General features: G+C 51.3%; 14 protein-coding genes, 3 tRNA genes and 3 rRNA genes. 7 read left to right on the forward strand and 13 right to left on the reverse strand.

Annotation, left to right across the window (positions count from 1 at the left end; translation table 11 throughout):
* Positions 1-16: 16 nt before the first annotated feature.
* Positions 17-93: transfer RNA gene (locus tag HV352_RS18900), tRNA-Asp, on the reverse strand.
* Positions 94-227: 134 nt separating this feature from the next.
* Positions 228-956, reverse strand: coding sequence for a DNA polymerase III subunit epsilon (gene dnaQ / locus HV352_RS18905; RefSeq protein WP_029139417.1), 729 nt, complete (start codon positions 954-956; stop codon positions 228-230).
* A 64-nt stretch (positions 957-1020) separates the two neighbouring features.
* Between dnaQ and rnhA the strand changes: the two genes are divergently transcribed.
* Positions 1021-1488 (forward strand): ribonuclease HI, encoded by a 468-nt coding sequence (gene rnhA, locus HV352_RS18910; RefSeq protein ID WP_016151805.1) that lies wholly within the window; start codon positions 1021-1023, stop codon positions 1486-1488.
* On the opposite strand, the gene HV352_RS18915 is transcribed toward rnhA, so the two are convergent.
* On the reverse strand, positions 1485-2207 hold the full coding sequence (locus tag HV352_RS18915) for a class I SAM-dependent methyltransferase (RefSeq protein WP_181634987.1): 723 nt from the start codon (positions 2205-2207) through the stop codon (positions 1485-1487). The two genes, rnhA and HV352_RS18915, sit on opposite strands and share 4 nt — an antisense overlap.
* A gap of 33 nt (positions 2208-2240) precedes the next feature.
* On the opposite strand from HV352_RS18915, the gene gloB reads away from it, so the two are divergent.
* Together gloB and mltD are read left to right on the forward strand one after the other, a co-directional pair.
* The gene (gene gloB / locus HV352_RS18920) at positions 2241-2996 is read left to right on the forward strand and encodes a hydroxyacylglutathione hydrolase (RefSeq protein ID WP_046274999.1); all 756 of its coding nucleotides are present in this window, start codon (positions 2241-2243) and stop codon (positions 2994-2996) included.
* A gap of 71 nt (positions 2997-3067) precedes the next feature.
* Complete coding sequence (gene mltD / locus HV352_RS18925) at positions 3068-4426, forward strand: murein transglycosylase D (protein ID WP_101700999.1); 1359 nt, start codon at positions 3068-3070, stop codon at positions 4424-4426.
* A gap of 49 nt (positions 4427-4475) precedes the next feature.
* Here mltD and HV352_RS18930 read toward each other — a convergent pair whose 3' ends face one another.
* The 3 genes from HV352_RS18930 to HV352_RS18940 form a co-directional block, all read right to left on the reverse strand.
* Positions 4476-5246 (reverse strand): class I SAM-dependent methyltransferase, encoded by a 771-nt coding sequence (locus HV352_RS18930; RefSeq protein ID WP_049271174.1) that lies wholly within the window; start codon positions 5244-5246, stop codon positions 4476-4478.
* 76 nt (positions 5247-5322) lie between these two features.
* A complete protein-coding gene (locus tag HV352_RS18935; protein ID WP_029139415.1) occupies positions 5323-6123 on the reverse strand; it encodes an endonuclease/exonuclease/phosphatase family protein in 801 nt (266 codons plus the stop codon).
* A 131-nt stretch (positions 6124-6254) separates the two neighbouring features.
* Positions 6255-7430 carry an MFS transporter gene (locus HV352_RS18940; RefSeq protein WP_049271177.1) on the reverse strand — a complete coding sequence of 392 codons (1176 nt, stop codon included), beginning with the start codon at positions 7428-7430 and terminating at the stop codon, positions 6255-6257.
* 104 nt (positions 7431-7534) lie between these two features.
* Between HV352_RS18940 and yafC the strand changes: the two genes are divergently transcribed.
* Complete coding sequence (gene yafC, locus HV352_RS18945; protein WP_016155740.1) at positions 7535-8449, forward strand: DNA-binding transcriptional regulator YafC; 915 nt, start codon at positions 7535-7537, stop codon at positions 8447-8449.
* A gap of 20 nt (positions 8450-8469) precedes the next feature.
* On the opposite strand, the gene dkgB is transcribed toward yafC, so the two are convergent.
* The 7 genes from dkgB to gmhB all read right to left on the reverse strand — a co-directional run bounded on the left by dkgB (position 8470) and on the right by gmhB (position 15540).
* Positions 8470-9273, reverse strand: a complete 804-nt coding sequence (gene dkgB / locus HV352_RS18950) for a 2,5-didehydrogluconate reductase DkgB (protein ID WP_049271171.1) — start codon at positions 9271-9273, stop codon at positions 8470-8472.
* Between the two features lie 164 nt (positions 9274-9437).
* Positions 9438-9514: transfer RNA gene (locus HV352_RS18955), tRNA-Asp, on the reverse strand.
* Between the two features lie 55 nt (positions 9515-9569).
* Positions 9570-9685 (reverse strand): 5S ribosomal RNA (gene rrf / locus HV352_RS18960).
* A gap of 94 nt (positions 9686-9779) precedes the next feature.
* Positions 9780-12686: ribosomal RNA gene (locus HV352_RS18965) — 23S ribosomal RNA — on the reverse strand.
* 220 nt (positions 12687-12906) lie between these two features.
* Positions 12907-12982, reverse strand: a tRNA-Glu gene (locus HV352_RS18970).
* An 85-nt stretch (positions 12983-13067) separates the two neighbouring features.
* Positions 13068-14609 (reverse strand): 16S ribosomal RNA (locus HV352_RS18975).
* Together the 16S, 23S and 5S rRNA genes with 2 tRNA genes alongside form the textbook arrangement of a ribosomal RNA operon.
* Before the next feature lie 364 nt (positions 14610-14973).
* A complete protein-coding gene (gmhB, locus tag HV352_RS18980; protein ID WP_016151783.1) occupies positions 14974-15540 on the reverse strand; it encodes a D-glycero-beta-D-manno-heptose 1,7-bisphosphate 7-phosphatase in 567 nt (188 codons plus the stop codon).
* Positions 15541-15729: 189 nt separating this feature from the next.
* On the opposite strand from gmhB, the gene metN reads away from it, so the two are divergent.
* The 3 genes from metN to metQ are packed head-to-tail and all read left to right on the forward strand — an operon-like array spanning position 15730 to position 18267.
* Positions 15730-16761, forward strand: coding sequence for a methionine ABC transporter ATP-binding protein MetN (gene metN, locus HV352_RS18985; protein WP_016151782.1), 1032 nt, complete (start codon positions 15730-15732; stop codon positions 16759-16761).
* Complete coding sequence (locus tag HV352_RS18990) at positions 16754-17407, forward strand: methionine ABC transporter permease MetI (protein ID WP_016151781.1); 654 nt, start codon at positions 16754-16756, stop codon at positions 17405-17407. The genes metN and HV352_RS18990 overlap by 8 nt, the downstream gene beginning before the upstream one ends.
* A gap of 44 nt (positions 17408-17451) precedes the next feature.
* Positions 17452-18267 (forward strand): methionine ABC transporter substrate-binding lipoprotein MetQ, encoded by an 816-nt coding sequence (metQ, locus tag HV352_RS18995; RefSeq protein WP_006686809.1) that lies wholly within the window; start codon positions 17452-17454, stop codon positions 18265-18267.
* The last annotated feature ends 31 nt before the right edge of the window (positions 18268-18298 follow it).

The raw sequence follows: 18298 nt of genomic DNA on the forward strand, positions 1-18298 counted from the left end.
CAGGCTTTCTGAATAGTGGCGGAATGGACGGGACTCGAACCCGCGACCCCCTGCGTGACAGGCAGGTATTCTAACCAACTGAACTACCACTCCGCGTTGTGTTCCGCTTGGGAACGAAGCGAATATTACGGATTGCCTCACGCCTCGTCAACGCTTTTTCTCACGTTTTTTAATCGTTTGCTGCAAAAATCACCCGAATGGTCATTTCCATACGGAAAACGTACAAACTATGCCCGCCAGAGGCAACTTCCGCCTTTCTTCTGCACCAGGTCAAGGCGCGACTCATGGGCCGCTAACTCTTCATCAGTGGCGAAAACAACGCGTAGTTTGCTGGACTGTCGCACAATACGCTGGATCCCCGTGTCATTCTGCTGCTGGCTGTCACCTTCCATTGAAAACGCCATCGTGGTCTGCCCACCGGTCATCATCAGATAAACGTCGGCCAGAATCTGGGCATCGAGCAATGCGCCGTGCAGGGTTCGCTTACTGTTGTCTATTTCATAGCGTGAGCATAACGCATCAAGGCTGTTGCGCTTGCCAGGAAACATTTTCCTCGCCAGCGCCAGGCTATCGGTAATTTTGCAGAATTCGTTTGTCTTCGGAATATCCCGCCTGAGCTTAGCGAATTCGTAATCCATAAAGCCGATATCAAACGATGCGTTATGGATGACCAGCTCCGCACCGCGGATGTAGTCGAGAAACTCATCGGCGACATCGGCAAACGTAGGTTTATCAAGCAGGAATTCGTCTGCGATTCCGTGTACACCAAACGCTTCCGGGTCCACCAGCCGATCCGGTTTCAGGTAAACGTGGAAGTTATTCCCGGTCAGGCGGCGGTTCACCACTTCAACCGCACCGATCTCAATGATCTTGTGGCCTTCGTAGTGGGCGCCAATCTGGTTCATACCGGTGGTTTCGGTATCGAGGACGATCTGTCGTGTAATTCCAGTGCTCATAACGGTCATTTATGTCAGACTTATCGTTTGATTTCGATTTGCTAAAACAGGAAGTCTACCAGAGATGCTTAAACAGGTAGAGATTTTCACCGATGGTTCTTGCCTGGGAAATCCAGGGCCAGGTGGTTATGGGGCGATTTTACGCTATCGCGGGCGCGAAAAAACCTTTAGCGAAGGCTACAACCTCACCACCAATAATCGCATGGAGCTGATGGCGGCAATCGTTGCGCTGGAAGCCCTGAAAGAACAGTGTGAAGTGATACTCAGCACGGACAGCCAGTATGTGCGCCAGGGCATTACGCAGTGGATCCACAACTGGAAGAAGCGCGGCTGGAAAACAGCAGATAAAAAACCAGTGAAGAACGTCGATCTGTGGAAACGTCTGGATACCGCGCTGGGGCCGCATCAAATCAAATGGGAATGGGTTAAAGGCCATGCGGGCCATCCGGAAAACGAACGCTGTGATGAGCTTGCGCGCGCCGCAGCAATGCGTCCCACTCAGGATGATATTGGGTATCAGGCGGAGGCTTAAGCGTCCGGTTTACGGTATTGCCGGGTTGCGCCAACGGCCTGGCGGATAGGCGTTTTGCTTTTATTTTGTTTCATCGGGTTGAGCGTAAGCGGAATGGTTCGCTTACGCGCAACCACCAGTTGCAAACAGCCCAGCGCAGGGATATGGGCGCTTAACATTTTCCCGCCCTTCTTGTTCCAGGGCAGGACATGAAAACGGCTACAGTGCAGCACTTCAAAATTCAGCAATGAGAGCCAGTCCAACTGCCGCATGAGGGTAAACATCCGGCTGTTGTAGGGCGATGTTTTACGCAATACGGGCACCAGTTTACGCAATCCCATCAAACTTACCGGGTTAAAGCCGCTCAGAATCAACCAACCGTCATCAATAAGCACGCGATCGGCTTCATGCAGTAAGCGATGTGGATCGGAACACCACGGCAGCGTATGAGCCAACAAACAAACATCCACGGACTTATCGGCAAAAGGCAGATGTAAAGGATCGGCAGTCACCTGCATGGGAGCGCCTTGCAAAGAAACATTTACCTGATGAGAAACCGCGCACGCTTCAGAATTGATTTCTGCGCTTAAATTGCCAATCTTAAGCAGATGAAATCCGTACATTTTTGCGAACCACGGGTTAAGCTGATGCTCCAGCGCCTGACGATAGTGTTCGCCCCAGGGCAAATCATCCCAACTAACGGGCGCTACGACAGTTTGAGGGATCCTTGCCGGTTTCATCACAACCTTCCGTTACGCATTGAGAGGTAATCTATGAATCTTAACAGTATTCCTGCATTTCAGGACAATTACATCTGGGTCCTGTCGAATAATGACAAACATTGTCTGATTGTGGACCCGGGTGAAGCAGAACCTGTTCTGAAAGCTATTGCAGAACATAACTGGGTTCCCGAGGCCATTCTGCTGACACATCATCATCAGGATCACGTGGGCGGCGTGAAAGAACTTCTGCAACATTTCCCACAAATAGCGGTATACGGACCGGCTGAAACGCAAGATAAGGGAACGACGCATATAGTCGAAGATGGCGATATTGCACTCGTTTTGGGGCATGAATTTACGGTAATTGCTACGCCGGGTCACACTTTAGGACATATCTGTTACTTTAGCCACCCTTACCTGTTTTGCGGCGACACGCTCTTCTCCGGTGGCTGCGGTCGGCTTTTTGAAGGCACAGCATCTCAAATGTATCAATCACTTAAAAAACTAAACGCACTTCCTGACGATACATTGATTTGTTGCGCACATGAGTACACATTAGCAAACATGAAGTTTGCCTTAAGCATTCTTCCGCACGATCCGTTCATAAATGAATATTATCGTAAAGTTAATGAGTTACGCGTAAAAAAACAAATGACACTCCCCGTAATTCTGAAAAATGAGCGACGAAATAATCTTTTTTTAAGAACAGAAGATATTGATTTAATTAATGAAATAAATAAAAAAACAATATTGCAACAACCTGAAGAGCGTTTTGCCTGGTTAAGGTCAAAGAAAGATACGTTCTGACAATTGCGGGTTGCCTTTTGAAAACTTCGCCGTTATGATCGGTCGTCTTTTAAGCAACTATTGACACACACATGAAGGCAAAAGCGATATTACTCGCCTCTGTCCTGCTTGTTGGGTGCCAGAATACTGGTAACGTCCAACAACACGCACAGAGCCTTTCTGCAGCTGGTCAAGGGGAAGCAGGAAAGTTTACAAGTCAGGCGCGATGGATGGACGACGGAACATCTATCGCTGCTGATCAAGATTTGTGGGCTTTCATTGGTGACGAGCTAAAGATGGGAATTCCGGAAAACAACCGGATTCGCGAACAGAAACAGAAGTATTTACGCAATAAGAGCTATCTCCACGATGTAACTTTACGGGCAGAGCCGTATATGTACTGGATAGCCGGGCAGGTTAAGAAACGTAACATGCCAATGGAACTGGTACTACTACCCATAGTGGAGAGCGCTTTTGATCCTCACGCAACGTCTGGCGCCAATGCCGCAGGTATTTGGCAGATCATTCCGAGCACGGGGCGCAATTATGGTTTAAAACAGACCCGCAATTATGATGCACGTCGCGACGTTGTGGCTTCCACCACCGCCGCACTGGACATGATGCAGCGTCTGAACAAAATGTTTGATGGCGACTGGCTGCTGACCGTTGCTGCTTATAATAGCGGTGAAGGTCGTGTCATGAAGGCAATTAAAACGAACAAAGCCCGTGGTAAACCCACTGACTTCTGGTCGTTGCCATTGCCTCAGGAAACGAAGCTATATGTGCCAAAAATGCTGGCATTGAGCGATATACTCAAAAACAGCAAACGCTATGGCGTGCGTCTGCCAACAACAGACGAAAGCCGCGCGTTGGCACGTGTTCGCCTGAGTAGCCCGGTTGAAATGGCTCAGGTTGCCAATATGGCAGGTATTTCCGTCAGCAAGCTGAAAACCTTCAATGCAGGCGTGAAAGGCTCCACGTTGGGTGCCAGTGGTCCGCAATATGTGATGGTGCCAAAGAAGCATGCAGAGAAGCTGCGTGAGTCTCTGGCCTCAGGCGAAATTGCAGCCGTGCAGTCAACGTTGGTTGCGGATAACACACCGCTGAACAGCCGTAGCTACAAAGTTCGCTCTGGCGATACGCTTTCTGGCGTCGCTTCACGTCTTGGCGTGAGCACCAATGACCTTAAGCAGTGGAATAATCTGCGCGGGTCATCGCTGAAAGTAGGCCAAAATCTGACGGTGGGCGCTGGTACTAGCGCACAGCGACTGGCGAACAACAGCGATAGCATCACCTATCGTGTGCGTAAAGGCGACTCGCTCTCGAGCATTGCCAAACGCCACGGGGTTAACATCAAGGATGTGATGCGCTGGAACAGCGATACGAACAATCTGCAGCCAGGCGATCAGCTAACGTTGTTTGTGAAAAACAGCGGTATGCCGGACTCCTGATAGCATTGTAGAAATGAAGGCACTGGTTTCCCCCCAGTGCCTTTTTTATTTATCCCGCTTTATGTGCTTCAACCATTATCGTGTCGCTGGTAAACGAGCCATCTTCCTGTAACGCAAAATAGGCTTTCACTTCCGCAGAAGCACTTTGTTGGTATACACGGATCGCGTCGCTCAATGCTGCAGGCGTGCGCATCCGCGCCACCCACGAACTGAACTCCAGCGGCAGACGATCGGTTAACAAGGTATCGGCAATCAGATTGGCGTCATTGATTAACGACAGCCATTCTCCGCTGGAATAGTTGCGTACGTGCGAGGTATCGCGTAACGCCTCCACAGTTTGCAACCAGATGTCACGTACAGGATGGCCTGGCGACATCACATCCATCACAATCAGCACGCCGCCGGGCTTCAGAACGCGGTTCACTTCTCGCAACGCACGCCCGACATCATGCCAGTGATGCGCGGAATAGCGGCTAATCACCACGTCAAATACGTTATCTTCAAACGGCAGGCTTTCAGCATAACCCTGCCGTGTGGCGATATTCTCCAGACCTCTGTCCTTTGCCGCTTCAGTGACCACGTCAAGCATCTGCGACGATAAATCATATGCCACTACCTGCTTTACGTATTGCGCGGCCACAAAGCTGGCGTGCCCCGCTCCGCATCCCATATCCAACACACGGGCCTGCGGAAATGCCAGCAACCTTTCCCCCAGACGTTGCAAGTCACGACCAGAGGCGTGCACCGCACTGGTTAAGTAGGCATTAGCCTGAGAGCCAAACTGTTTTTCGACGTTGTCATGATGAGAGCGTGTTGTCATTGTGTTGTCCTTCGGTTGTTGTGAAATATGAAGGGCAACCATCACAGGCCTGCCCTACGGCAGACCTGACACACCGTTATTGTTCAGGTTTGCCGGGACTGAATTCAACGAGTAGCGGGTTGTGGTCGGAGGCGCGGGTGACCAGCACAGAGGCCTCACTCACGTTCAGACCGCGATAGAACACAAAATCGAGAGGACGACCAAACGCGCGGCGGCGCTGATCGTCGGTAAAGCGCACCTGGCGCAGCGACATTTCACGCGCAAAGCGGTACAGCGCATTCATCCGTCGACGGCTCCAGGCATTAAAATCGCCGGCCATAATCACCGGACCGCTGTGATGAGCAATCTGATCGCCAATGGGAAGTAACTGCTTACTATAGACATCAACGCCAAGGCTAAAGTTAACCGCGTGGATATTCACCACCATTAACAACCGAGTGTCAGGCAACGGGTACACCGTCACCAGCGCCGATTTCGCCAGCCGTAAAATAGGCTCACGCTCGCGCAATGGGCAGCAGTAAACAGGATGGGCGGAGGAGAGTGTCATAACGCCAGAGGGGTGCTGAGGCAGCACAAAGGCGGGAACCTGGTCGGCAGCGAGATAGTTAGTGGTCGCAAACTGCACCAGTTCTGGTGTGGTTTGCGCTTCCTGCAATAACACCAGATGCGCGTCTTTACCAAAATTCTTCAGCACCGACTGCCATTCTGCTCGCTGCTGTTTAAAAATATTCCATACCAGCACGCGAATGCGATCTTCACTGCTCAACGGTACGCCTGCGGGTAATGCCTGGCCAATATGCGCAAACGAGCCCGGCGGTAAAATCCGCTCGGCGGGTTGTCCGGCAACATAACGCATGGCATAGGTGTTTTTTCGCACTTTAGACTTTCAAACCTCTGTAACGTCAACCAGTCCGCAGCCGGACTGGTTCTTCTGTTATAGGGATTTTAGCACTCACTTTCAACGAACAATTGCAGTTTGTTTTGTAAGTGGGCGCTTACATCAATGATTTACCCCAGAGCAACGTGCGTGGGCTTATCAAGACGGCCGCTCAGCCCCATCAGCAGGAAAGCCACCAGAACAATAAGTGCGCCAATCCATGGTGTCTGCGCCAACCCATAATGCTCGACCGTTTGTCCGCCAATCACGGAACCCAGTGCAATACCAATGTTAAACGCTGCAATGTTCAGCCCTGACGCCACATCAACAGCATTGGGCGTAAATTGTTCCGCTTTCTGTACCACGTAGACCTGCAACCCCGGTACGTTACCGAAGGCAAAGATCCCCATCACCAGAATGGTAGCCAGCGCGGCGTACTGCGTGGAAGCCGTCAGTTGGAAGACCATCAGCAGAACAAACAGCGCGGCAAAAATGAATTTCAATGCAGGAACCGCACCATGCTTATCCGCCAGCTTACCGCCCCAGATATTGCCGATAGCGACTGATATGCCGTAACCCAGTAAGATCCAGCTTACCGCTGCCGGGGAGAAGCCCGCCAGATCCTGCATCATCGGTGCCAGGAAGGTGAAAGCCGTGAACACACCACCGTAGCCCAATGCCGTAATGGCGTAAATCAGCAACAGACGAGGATGAGTCAGCACTTTCACCTGGTCGCGAATGCTGGCGGCCGCTCGACCAGGAATGTTAGCCGGGATCAGCAGTTGGCTACTAATCAGCGCAATCACGCCTAACATTGATACTGCCAGGAAAGTCTCACGCCAGCCAAAGTGCTGGCCGATAAACGTACCCAGCGGCACGCCCGTGACCAGCGCCACCGTTAAGCCACCGAACATAATAGCGATAGCGGAAGCTGCTTTTTCTTTTGGCACCAGACTTGTCGCGATAGTGGAACCAATCGAGAAGAATACGCCGTGAGCCAGCCCCGTCAGCAGACGGGCGACAATAAGTGTCATATACCCGGGTGCCTGCCATGCCAGTAAATTCCCCGCCGTAAACAGGACCATCAGCGCGACAAGCAACTTTTTACGTGGCAGGCTTCCGGTCAGAGCGGTCAGCACTGGTGCGCCAATCGCCACACCCAGCGCATAGATTGAAACCAGCATCCCGGCGGAAGGTAACGAGATCGCCAGTTGTTGAGCGATGGTCGGCACCAGGCCAACAATCACAAACTCAGTCGTGCCAATAGCGAAGGCACTTATTGTTAGTGCAAATAAAGCGAGAGGCATAAATAACTCCGTAACATCAGTAATCAGATGACACGCAGTATGCCGGGATGCTTTAATAACAAAAATATTCAAAATCTCAATATAATTTTGCGTCAGGTGCAAAAATGAAAGCAACCTCTGAAGAACTTGCGATTTTTGTGGCCGTTGTGGAAAGCGGCAGCTTCAGCCGGGCGGCAGAACAACTCGGTCAGGCTAATTCCGCAGTCAGTCGGGCAGTAAAAAAGCTGGAGATGAAATTGGGTGTGAGTCTGCTTAATCGAACGACCCGACAGCTAAGCCTGACTGAAGAAGGAGAACGCTACTTCAGGCGTGTGCAGCAGATACTGCAAGAGATGGCAGCAGCAGAAACGGAAATCATGGAGTCGCGCAATACCCCGCGCGGCCTGCTGCGTATCGACGCGGCAACGCCGGTGATGCTGCATTTCCTGATGCCGCTAATCAAACCGTTCCGTGAGCGATATCCTGAGATGACGTTGTCTCTTGTCTCCTCAGAAACGTTCATCAATCTTATTGAACGAAAAGTGGATGTCGCGATACGAGCAGGTACGCTGACTGACTCGAGCCTGCGTGCGCGTCCGTTGTTTACCAGCTATCGTAAGATTATTGCCTCACCGGACTATATTGCCCGTTTTGGCAAGCCGGAGACCGTCGAACAGTTAAAGCAGCACCTGTGTCTGGGGTTTTCCGAACCCGTTTCACTCAATACCTGGCCGATTGCCCGTAGCGACGGACAGCTCCATGAGGTCGAATGTGGGATTTCTTCCAACAGCGGGGAAACGTTAAAACAGCTTTGCCTGAGCGGCAATGGCATAGCATGTCTTTCAGATTATATGATTGATAAAGAGATCGCGCGGGGAGAACTGGTGGAGCTGCTGGCCGATAAACGTCTGCCGGTAGAAATGCCTTTCAGCGCCGTTTACTACAGCGATCGTGCGGTCAGTACACGCATTCGGGCATTTATAGACTTTTTAAGTGAATATATAAGAACAGCTCCCGAAGGAGCTGTGAAAGAGGGTTAAAGGTACAGAGGGTCGGGCAATTAATCCCAATCAGGGGCCAGGCCTTCCGGGCTGACCAGACGATCGTTGCAGTCCAGTGCCGCGATCGCTTTTTTATCTTCAGTATCCAGATGCAGGTCCAGCGCCAGCAAGTTGCTTGCAAGGTTTTCACGCTTGGTAGATGAAGGGATCACGGAGTAACCTTCATCCATTGCCCATGCCAGAATAACCTGCGCTGGGGTCGCGTTATGTTTAGCGGCAATGCGTGCAATCACTTCATCTTTTAGCGCCTTACCGTAAGCCAGCGTCATGTAAGAGGTGATGTGGATACCGTGCGCTTTAGCCCAGTCAACCACCTTACGACTCTGCAGATACGGAGACAGCTCAATCTGGTTGGTCGCGATATTGTCTGCACCGACTGTAGCAATGGCTTTTTCCATCAGCGGAATAGTGAAGTTTGAGATACCAATTTCGCGAGTCAGCCCCTGCTCTTTCGCTTCAAGCAGCGCCTGCATAAACTCTTCAACGGATACCACATCGCCCGGAGATGGCCAGTGGATCAGCGTCAAATCAACATAATCCGTACGCAGTTTCTTCAGACTTTCTTTCAGACTTGGGATCAGTTTGTCTTTGCTGAGATTTTCAATCCAGATCTTGGTGGTGATGTACAACTCGTTACGCGGTACGCCACTTTCGGCAATTGCCTGACCAACAGCCGCTTCATTTTCATAGATTTGCGCAGTGTCGACAGCACGGTAGCCCAGCTCAAGCGCCGTTTTGACAGAAGCGATAACCACGTCGTCTTTCAGGCGAAACGTACCTAAACCGAATGCAGGGATAGTCATAGAATTCCTCTTTTTAATCACTATGTTCGTTAACTGAGAGGATTATGACCATCAGTTCTTTGCCGAAAAAGAGTGAAAAATGCAGAGGATTTTTGCGGATTCAGCAATAATTAAATCGCTGGAAAAGAAAAAGCCCTGAGCGTTAGCTCAGGGCTCTTAATAAGTGGCGGAACGGACGGGACTCGAACCCGCGACCCCCTGCGTGACAGGCAGGTATTCTAACCAACTGAACTACCGCTCCACCGAATTTCTTTGTCACTACCCGGATTATTCATCCCGGTTTACTGCAATTTGATGCCTGGCAGTTCCCTACTCTCGCATGGGGAGACCCCACACTACCATCGGCGCTACGGCGTTTCACTTCTGAGTTCGGCATGGGGTCAGGTGGGACCACCGCGCTACAGCCGCCAGGCAAATTCTGTTTATCAACACACTTTTCGCATGTCGATGTAATCTGTAATCAAGCTGAATATCGTGTCTCTTCGCCAAAACACCTTCGGCGTTGTAAGGTTAAGCCTCACGGTTCATTAGTATCGGTTAGCTCAACGTATCGCTACGCTTACACACCCGACCTATCAACGTCGTCGTCTTCAACGTTCCTTCAGGACCCTTAAAGGGTCAGGGAGAACTCATCTCGGGGCAAGTTTCGTGCTTAGATGCTTTCAGCACTTATCTCTTCCGCATTTAGCTACCGGGCAATGCCATTGGCATGACAACCCGAACACCAGTGATGCGTCCACTCCGGTCCTCTCGTACTAGGAGCAGCCCCCCTCAATTCTCCAGCGCCCACGGCAGATAGGGACCGAACTGTCTCACGACGTTCTAAACCCAGCTCGCGTACCACTTTAAATGGCGAACAGCCATACCCTTGGGACCTACTTCAGCCCCAGGATGTGATGAGCCGACATCGAGGTGCCAAACACCGCCGTCGATATGAACTCTTGGGCGGTATCAGCCTGTTATCCCCGGAGTACCTTTTATCCGTTGAGCGATGGCCCTTCCATTCAGAACCACCGGATCACTAAGACCTGCTTTCGCACCTGCTCGAGCCGTCACTCTCGCAGTCAAGCTAGCTTATGCCTTTGCACTAACCTCCTGATGTCCGACCAGGATTAGCTAACCTTCGTGCTCCTCCGTTACTCTTTAGGAGGAGACCGCCCCAGTCAAACTACCCACCAGACACTGTCCGCAACCCGGATCACGGGTCTACGTTAGAACACCAGCCATTAAAGGGTGGTATTTCAAGGTTGGCTCCATGCAGACTGGCGTCCACACTTCAAAGCCTCCCACCTATCCTACACATCAAGGACCAGTGTTCAGTGTCAAGCTATAGTAAAGGTTCACGGGGTCTTTCCGTCTTGCCGCGGGTACACTGCATCTTCACAGCGAGTTCAATTTCACTGAGTCTCGGGTGGAGACAGCCTGGCCATCATTACGCCATTCGTGCAGGTCGGAACTTACCCGACAAGGAATTTCGCTACCTTAGGACCGTTATAGTTACGGCCGCCGTTTACCGGGGCTTCGATCAAGAGCTTCTCCTTACGGATAACCCCATCAATTAACCTTCCGGCACCGGGCAGGCGTCACACCGTATACGTCCACTTTCGTGTTTGCACAGTGCTGTGTTTTTAATAAACAGTTGCAGCCAGCTGGTATCTTCGACTGATTTCAGCTCCATGAGTAAATCACTTCACCTACATATCAGCGTGCCTTCTCCCGAAGTTACGGCACCATTTTGCCTAGTTCCTTCACCCGAGTTCTCTCAAGCGCCTTGGTATTCTCTACCTGACCACCTGTGTCGGTTTGGGGTACGATTTCGTGTTACCTGATGCTTAGAGGCTTTTCCTGGAAGCAGGGCATTTGTTACTTCAGCACCGTAGTGCCTCGTCATCACACCTCAGCGTTAACAAGACTCCGGATTTACCTGGAATCTCCGCCTACATGCTTAAACCGGGACAACCGTCGCCCGGCTAACATAGCCTTCTCCGTCCCCCCTTCGCAGTAACACCAAGTACAGGAATATTAACCTGTTTCCCATCGACTACGCCTTTCGGCCTCGCCTTAGGGGTCGACTCACCCTGCCCCGATTAACGTTGGACAGGAACCCTTGGTCTTCCGGCGTGCGGGTTTTTCACCCGCATTATCGTTACTTATGTCAGCATTCGCACTTCTGATACCTCCAGCATGCCTCACAGCACACCTTCAACGGCTTACAGAACGCTCCCCTACCCAACAACACATAGTGTCGCTGCCGCAGCTTCGGTGCATGGTTTAGCCCCGTTACATCTTCCGCGCAGGCCGACTCGACCAGTGAGCTATTACGCTTTCTTTAAATGATGGCTGCTTCTAAGCCAACATCCTGGCTGTCTGTGCCTTCCCACATCGTTTCCCACTTAACCATGACTTTGGGACCTTAGCTGGCGGTCTGGGTTGTTTCCCTCTTCACGACGGACGTTAGCACCCGCCGTGTGTCTCCCGTGATAACATTCTTCGGTATTCGCAGTTTGCATCGGGTTGGTAAGTCGGGATGACCCCCTAGCCGAAACAGTGCTCTACCCCCGAAGATGAATTCACGAGGCGCTACCTAAATAGCTTTCGGGGAGAACCAGCTATCTCCCGGTTTGATTGGCCTTTCACCCCCAGCCACAAGTCATCCGCTAATTTTTCAACATTAGTCGGTTCGGTCCTCCAGTTAGTGTTACCCAACCTTCAACCTGCCCATGGCTAGATCACCGGGTTTCGGGTCTATACCCTGCAACTTAACGCCCAGTTAAGACTCGGTTTCCCTTCGGCTCCCCTATTCGGTTAACCTTGCTACAGAATATAAGTCGCTGACCCATTATACAAAAGGTACGCAGTCACCCCATAAAGAGGCTCCCACTGCTTGTACGTACACGGTTTCAGGTTCTTTTTCACTCCCCTCGCCGGGGTTCTTTTCGCCTTTCCCTCACGGTACTGGTTCACTATCGGTCAGTCAGGAGTATTTAGCCTTGGAGGATGGTCCCCCCATATTCAGACAGGATACCACGTGTCCCGCCCTACTCTTCGAGTTCACAACACATGCACTTTTGTGTACGGGACTATCACCCTGTACCGTCGGACTTTCCAGACCGTTCCACTACCACACATGCTGATTCAGACTCTGGGCTGCTCCCCGTTCGCTCGCCGCTACTGGGGGAATCTCGGTTGATTTCTTTTCCTCGGGGTACTTAGATGTTTCAGTTCCCCCGGTTCGCTTCATTACGCTATGTATTCACGTAATGATAGTGTGACGAATCACACTGGGTTTCCCCATTCGGAAATCGCCGGTTATAACGGTTCATATCACCTTACCGACGCTTATCGCAGATTAGCACGTCCTTCATCGCCTCTGACTGCCAGGGCATCCACCGTGTACGCTTAGTCGCTTAACCTCACAACCCGAAGATGTTTCGTAAAACACTTCAGTGTTGCGAAAATTTGAGAGACTCGGACACACCGCTTTTCATTTCTTGTTTACGGAGAAATGAAACAGTGTGTCGTTTCAATTTTCAGCTTGATCCAGATTTTTAAAGAGCAAATATCTCAAACAAGACTCGAAAGTCTGTTTTGAGATACTTCGGTCGGCGACTTTCACTCACACATACCAGCAAGTGGCGTCCCCTAGGGGATTCGAACCCCTGTTACCGCCGTGAAAGGGCGGTGTCCTGGGCCTCTAGACGAAGGGGACACTGAAGTCTCAATCGCAAGACGCCTTGCTATTTACTTTTCATCAGACAATCTGTGTGAGCACTACAAAGGTCGGTTCTTTAAGGTAAGGAGGTGATCCAACCGCAGGTTCCCCTACGGTTACCTTGTTACGACTTCACCCCAGTCATGAATCACAAAGTGGTAAGCGCCCTCCCGAAGGTTAAGCTACCTACTTCTTTTGCAACCCACTCCCATGGTGTGACGGGCGGTGTGTACAAGGCCCGGGAACGTATTCACCGTGGCATTCTGATCCACGATTACTAGCGATTCCGACTTCATGGAGTCGAGTTGCAGACTCCAATCCGGACTACGACATACTTTATGAGGTCCGCTTGCTCTCGCGAGGTCGCTTCTCTTTGTATATGCCATTGTAGCACGTGTGTAGCCCTACTCGTAAGGGCCATGATGACTTGACGTCATCCCCACCTTCCTCCAGTTTATCACTGGCAGTCTCCTTTGAGTTCCCGGCCGAACCGCTGGCAACAAAGGATAAGGGTTGCGCTCGTTGCGGGACTTAACCCAACATTTCACAACACGAGCTGACGACAGCCATGCAGCACCTGTCTCAGAGTTCCCGAAGGCACCAAAGCATCTCTGCTAAGTTCTCTGGATGTCAAGAGTAGGTAAGGTTCTTCGCGTTGCATCGAATTAAACCACATGCTCCACCGCTTGTGCGGGCCCCCGTCAATTCATTTGAGTTTTAACCTTGCGGCCGTACTCCCCAGGCGGTCGACTTAACGCGTTAGCTCCGGAAGCCACGCCTCAAGGGCACAACCTCCAAGTCGACATCGTTTACGGCGTGGACTACCAGGGTATCTAATCCTGTTTGCTCCCCACGCTTTCGCACCTGAGCGTCAGTCTTTGTCCAGGGGGCCGCCTTCGCCACCGGTATTCCTCCAGATCTCTACGCATTTCACCGCTACACCTGGAATTCTACCCCCCTCTACAAGACTCTAGCCTGCCAGTTTCGGATGCAGTTCCCAGGTTGAGCCCGGGGATTTCACATCCGACTTGACAGACCGCCTGCGTGCGCTTTACGCCCAGTAATTCCGATTAACGCTTGCACCCTCCGTATTACCGCGGCTGCTGGCACGGAGTTAGCCGGTGCTTCTTCTGCGAGTAACGTCAATTGCTGCGGTTATTAACCACAACACCTTCCTCCTCGCTGAAAGTACTTTACAACCCGAAGGCCTTCTTCATACACGCGGCATGGCTGCATCAGGCTTGCGCCCATTGTGCAATATTCCCCACTGCTGCCTCCCGTAGGAGTCTGGACCGTGTCTCAGTTCCAGTGTGGCTGGTCATCCTCTCAGACCAGCTAGGGATCGTCGCCTAGGTGAGCCGTTACCCCACCTACTAGCTAATCCCATCTGGGCACATCCGATGGCAAGAGGCCCGAAGGTCCCCCTCTTTGGTCTTGCGACGTTATGCGGTATTAGCTACCGTTTCCAGTAGTTATCCCCCTCCATCGGGCAGTTTCCCAGACATTACTCACCCGTCCGCCACTCGTCACCCAAGGAGCAAGCTCCTCTGTGCTACCGTTCGACTTGCATGTGTTAGGCCTGCCGCCAGCGTTCAATCTGAGCCATGATCAAACTCTTCAATTTAAGTTTGATGCTCGTGAATTAAACTTCGTAATGAATTACGTGTTCACTCAGAGACTTGGTATTCATTTTTCGTCTTGCGACGTTAAGAATCCGTATCTTCGAGTGCCCACACAGATTGTCTGATAAATTGTTAAAGAGCAGTTGCGACGCGCTTTAGCGCTCTGTCGCGAGGTGGCGTATATTACGCTTTCCTCTTTCAGAGTCAACCCTCATTTTCAGGTTTTTCTCTTCAACCGAACCGGCTGTTTGTGTGAAGTGATTCACATCCGCCGTGTCGATGGAGGCGCATTATAGGGAGTCGACTCAGGAAGACAAGCGGAAAAATGCATTTTTGTTTCAACCGCTCACCTTTTATCCATTGCGCTTACTTTTGCTGCTTTTTTATCGCCATTGGCAGGTCTGCCAGACTGTTTATGACCAAATCTGCCGCATTTTCTGCTTCCGGCGTAACAGGTTTACCCGTGCGCACCAGAACCTTCGTTCCAACATTCGCCGCTGCTGCTGCCTGCATATCTTCTATCTTGTCGCCTACCATATAGGAAGCGGCCATATCGATATGCAGGAAGTCTCGGGCGGAGATCAACATTCCAGGATGCGGTTTACGACAGTCGCAGACCTGACGATACTCTTCTACTGTGCCCTGCGGATGATGCGGACAATAGTAGATACCATCCAAATCAACGTCGCGATCGGCCAGCGACCAGTCCATCCATTCGGTCAACGTTTCAAACTGTGCCTCAGTAAATTTGCCACGAGCGATACCAGACTGGTTTGTCACGATAATGAGCGCGTAACCCATATTTTTAAGTTCACGCATGGCATCAATAACGCCGTCGATAAACTCGAACTCGTCAATCTCATGTACGTAACCGTGGTCCACATTAATGGTGCCGTCGCGGTCGAGAAAAATTGCGGGTACAGATTTTGCCACCTTTTATAGCTCCTGAATAAGGCATGTGGCTCTAGTATCGCATGTTTCGGCGGGCAAGAAAGTGCTCATCGTGCAAAGCTAGATTGATTTAGACGTCTGGATGCCTTAACATCCATCTTGTTGACGGCTTCGACCGTCCCAGACAGACGAAAATGCCACGGCTAACTTAATTACGATAATAAATAACCAATGATTAAACTTTCGAATATCACCAAAGTGTTCCAGCAGGGGACTCGCACCATTCAGGCGCTAAATAAAGTCAGCCTGCACGTTCCTGCCGGGCAGATTTATGGCGTCATTGGCGCCTCCGGTGCCGGTAAAAGTACGCTCATTCGCTGCGTTAACTTACTTGAACGCCCAACCGAAGGCAGTGTTCAGGTTGGCGGTCAGGAGCTGACGACGCTTTCTGAATCCGAGCTGACTAAAGCTCGCCGTCAAATCGGCATGATTTTCCAACACTTTAACCTGCTCTCTTCCCGTACCGTGTTTGGCAACGTCGCGCTGCCGCTGGAACTGGATAACACGCCAAAGGAAGAGATCAAACGCCGTGTAACAGAACTGCTGGATTTAGTCGGCCTTGGCGACAAGCACGACAGCTACCCGGCCAACCTTTCCGGCGGACAAAAACAGCGAGTGGCGATTGCGCGTGCGCTGGCCAGTAATCCAAAAGTGTTGCTGTGTGATGAAGCCACCAGCGCACTTGATCCGGCAACAACCCGCTCGATTCTGGAATTATTGAAAGACATTAACCGTCGTTTGGGACTCACCATTCTGCTGATTACCCATGAGATGGACGTTGTAAAACGTATTTGTGACTGCGTGGCGGTCATCAGTAATGGTGAGCTGATTGAGCAGGACACCGTCAGCGAAGTGTTCTCCCACCCGAAAACGCCGCTGGCACAGAAATTTATCCAGTCCACGCTACACCTGGATATCCCGGAAGATTATCTGGAACGTTTAAAAGCAAAGCCAGAAGCCGACAGCGTGCCAATGCTGCGCATGGAATTCACCGGTCATTCGGTTGATGCGCCATTACTTTCTGAGACGGCCCGTCGCTTTAACGTGAATAACAACATTATTAGCGCGCAGATGGATTACGCCGGCGGCGTGAAGTTCGGCATCATGCTGACTGAAATGCACGGCACACAGGAAGATACGCAAGCAGCCATTAACTGGTTGCAGGAACACCATGTAAAAGTAGAGGTACTGGGTTATGTCTGAGCCGATGATGTGGCTACTGGTTCGCGGCGTATGGGAAACGCTGGCAATGACCTTTGTGTCCGGTTTTTTTGGTTTTGTGATTGGCCTGCCGGTTGGCGTGTTGCTGTACGTAACGCGGCCGGGGCAAATCATTGAGAACGCGAAGCTCTACCGCACGCTCTCTGCACTGGTGAATATTTTCCGTTCCATCCCGTTCATTATCTTGCTGGTGTGGATGATTCCGTTCACCCGCATGATCGTTGGCACCTCTATTGGGCTGCAGGCCGCTATCGTCCCGCTGACCGTCGGCGCCGCGCCGTTTATCGCCCGTATGGTGGAAAACGCGCTGCTCGAAATCCCGACCGGGCTGATTGAAGCCTCCCGTGCAATGGGCGCCACGCCGCTGCAAATTGTACGTAAGGTATTACTTCCAGAAGCACTGCCTGGACTGGTCAATGCGGCCACCATCACCCTTATCACGCTGGTGGGGTATTCCGCGATGGGCGGTGCCGTCGGTGCCGGTGGCCTTGGCCAGATTGGTTATCAGTACGGTTATATTGGCTACAACGCTACCGTCATGAATACAGTGCTGGTATTGCTCGTCATTCTGGTTTATTTAATTCAGTTATCCGGTGATCGCATCGTCCGGGCTGTCACGCACAAATAACGTTGCACACAACACTAAAAACTCATTAAGAAAAGGAAATAAGCATGGCGTTCAAATTCAAAACCTTTGCGGCAGTTGGAGCCCTGATCGGTTCTCTGGCACTTGTGGGTTGCGGTCAGGATGAAAAAGATCCTAACCACATCAAAGTGGGCGTTATTGTTGGCGCAGAGCAGCAGGTCGCAGAAGTCGCGCAGAAAGTGGCTAAAGAAAAATACGGTCTGGACGTTGAGCTGGTCACGTTTAACGATTACGTCCTGCCTAACGAAGCACTGAGCAAAGGCGATATCGATGCTAACGCCTTCCAGCACAAACCGTACCTGGATCAACAGATCAAAGATCGCGGCTACAAACTGGTTGCCGCAGGTAATACTTTTGTTTACCCGATTGCGGGCTACTCTAAAAAAATCAAATCACTGGATGAGTTGCAGGAAGGTTCTCAGGTCGCGATTCCAAACGATCCGACTAACCTTGGCCGCTCCCTGCTGCTGCTGCAAAAAGTGGGCTTAATCAAACTGAAAGACGGTGTTGGTCTGCTGCCGACCGCGCTGGACGTGATTGAAAACCCGAAAAACCTGAAGCTGGTTGAACTGGAAGCGCCGCAGCTGCCGCGTTCCCTGGACGATGCGCAAATCGCACTGGCGGTCATCAACACGACCTACGCCAGCCAGATCGGCCTGACCCCAGCTAAAGACGGTATCTTTGTTGAAGATAAAGATTCTCCGTACGTAAACCTGATCGTGACTCGTGAAGACAATAAAGATGCTGAGAATGTGAAGAAATTCGTTCAGGCATACCAGTCTGACGAAGTGTACGAAGCAGCAAACAAAGTCTTCAACGGCGGTGCTGTTAAGGGCTGGTAATTTTAGGCTGTTTCCAGAATCTGTAATATCA

Source organism: Citrobacter sp. RHBSTW-01044, assembly GCF_013781945.1.
Classification (GTDB): domain Bacteria; phylum Pseudomonadota; class Gammaproteobacteria; order Enterobacterales; family Enterobacteriaceae; genus Citrobacter; species Citrobacter braakii.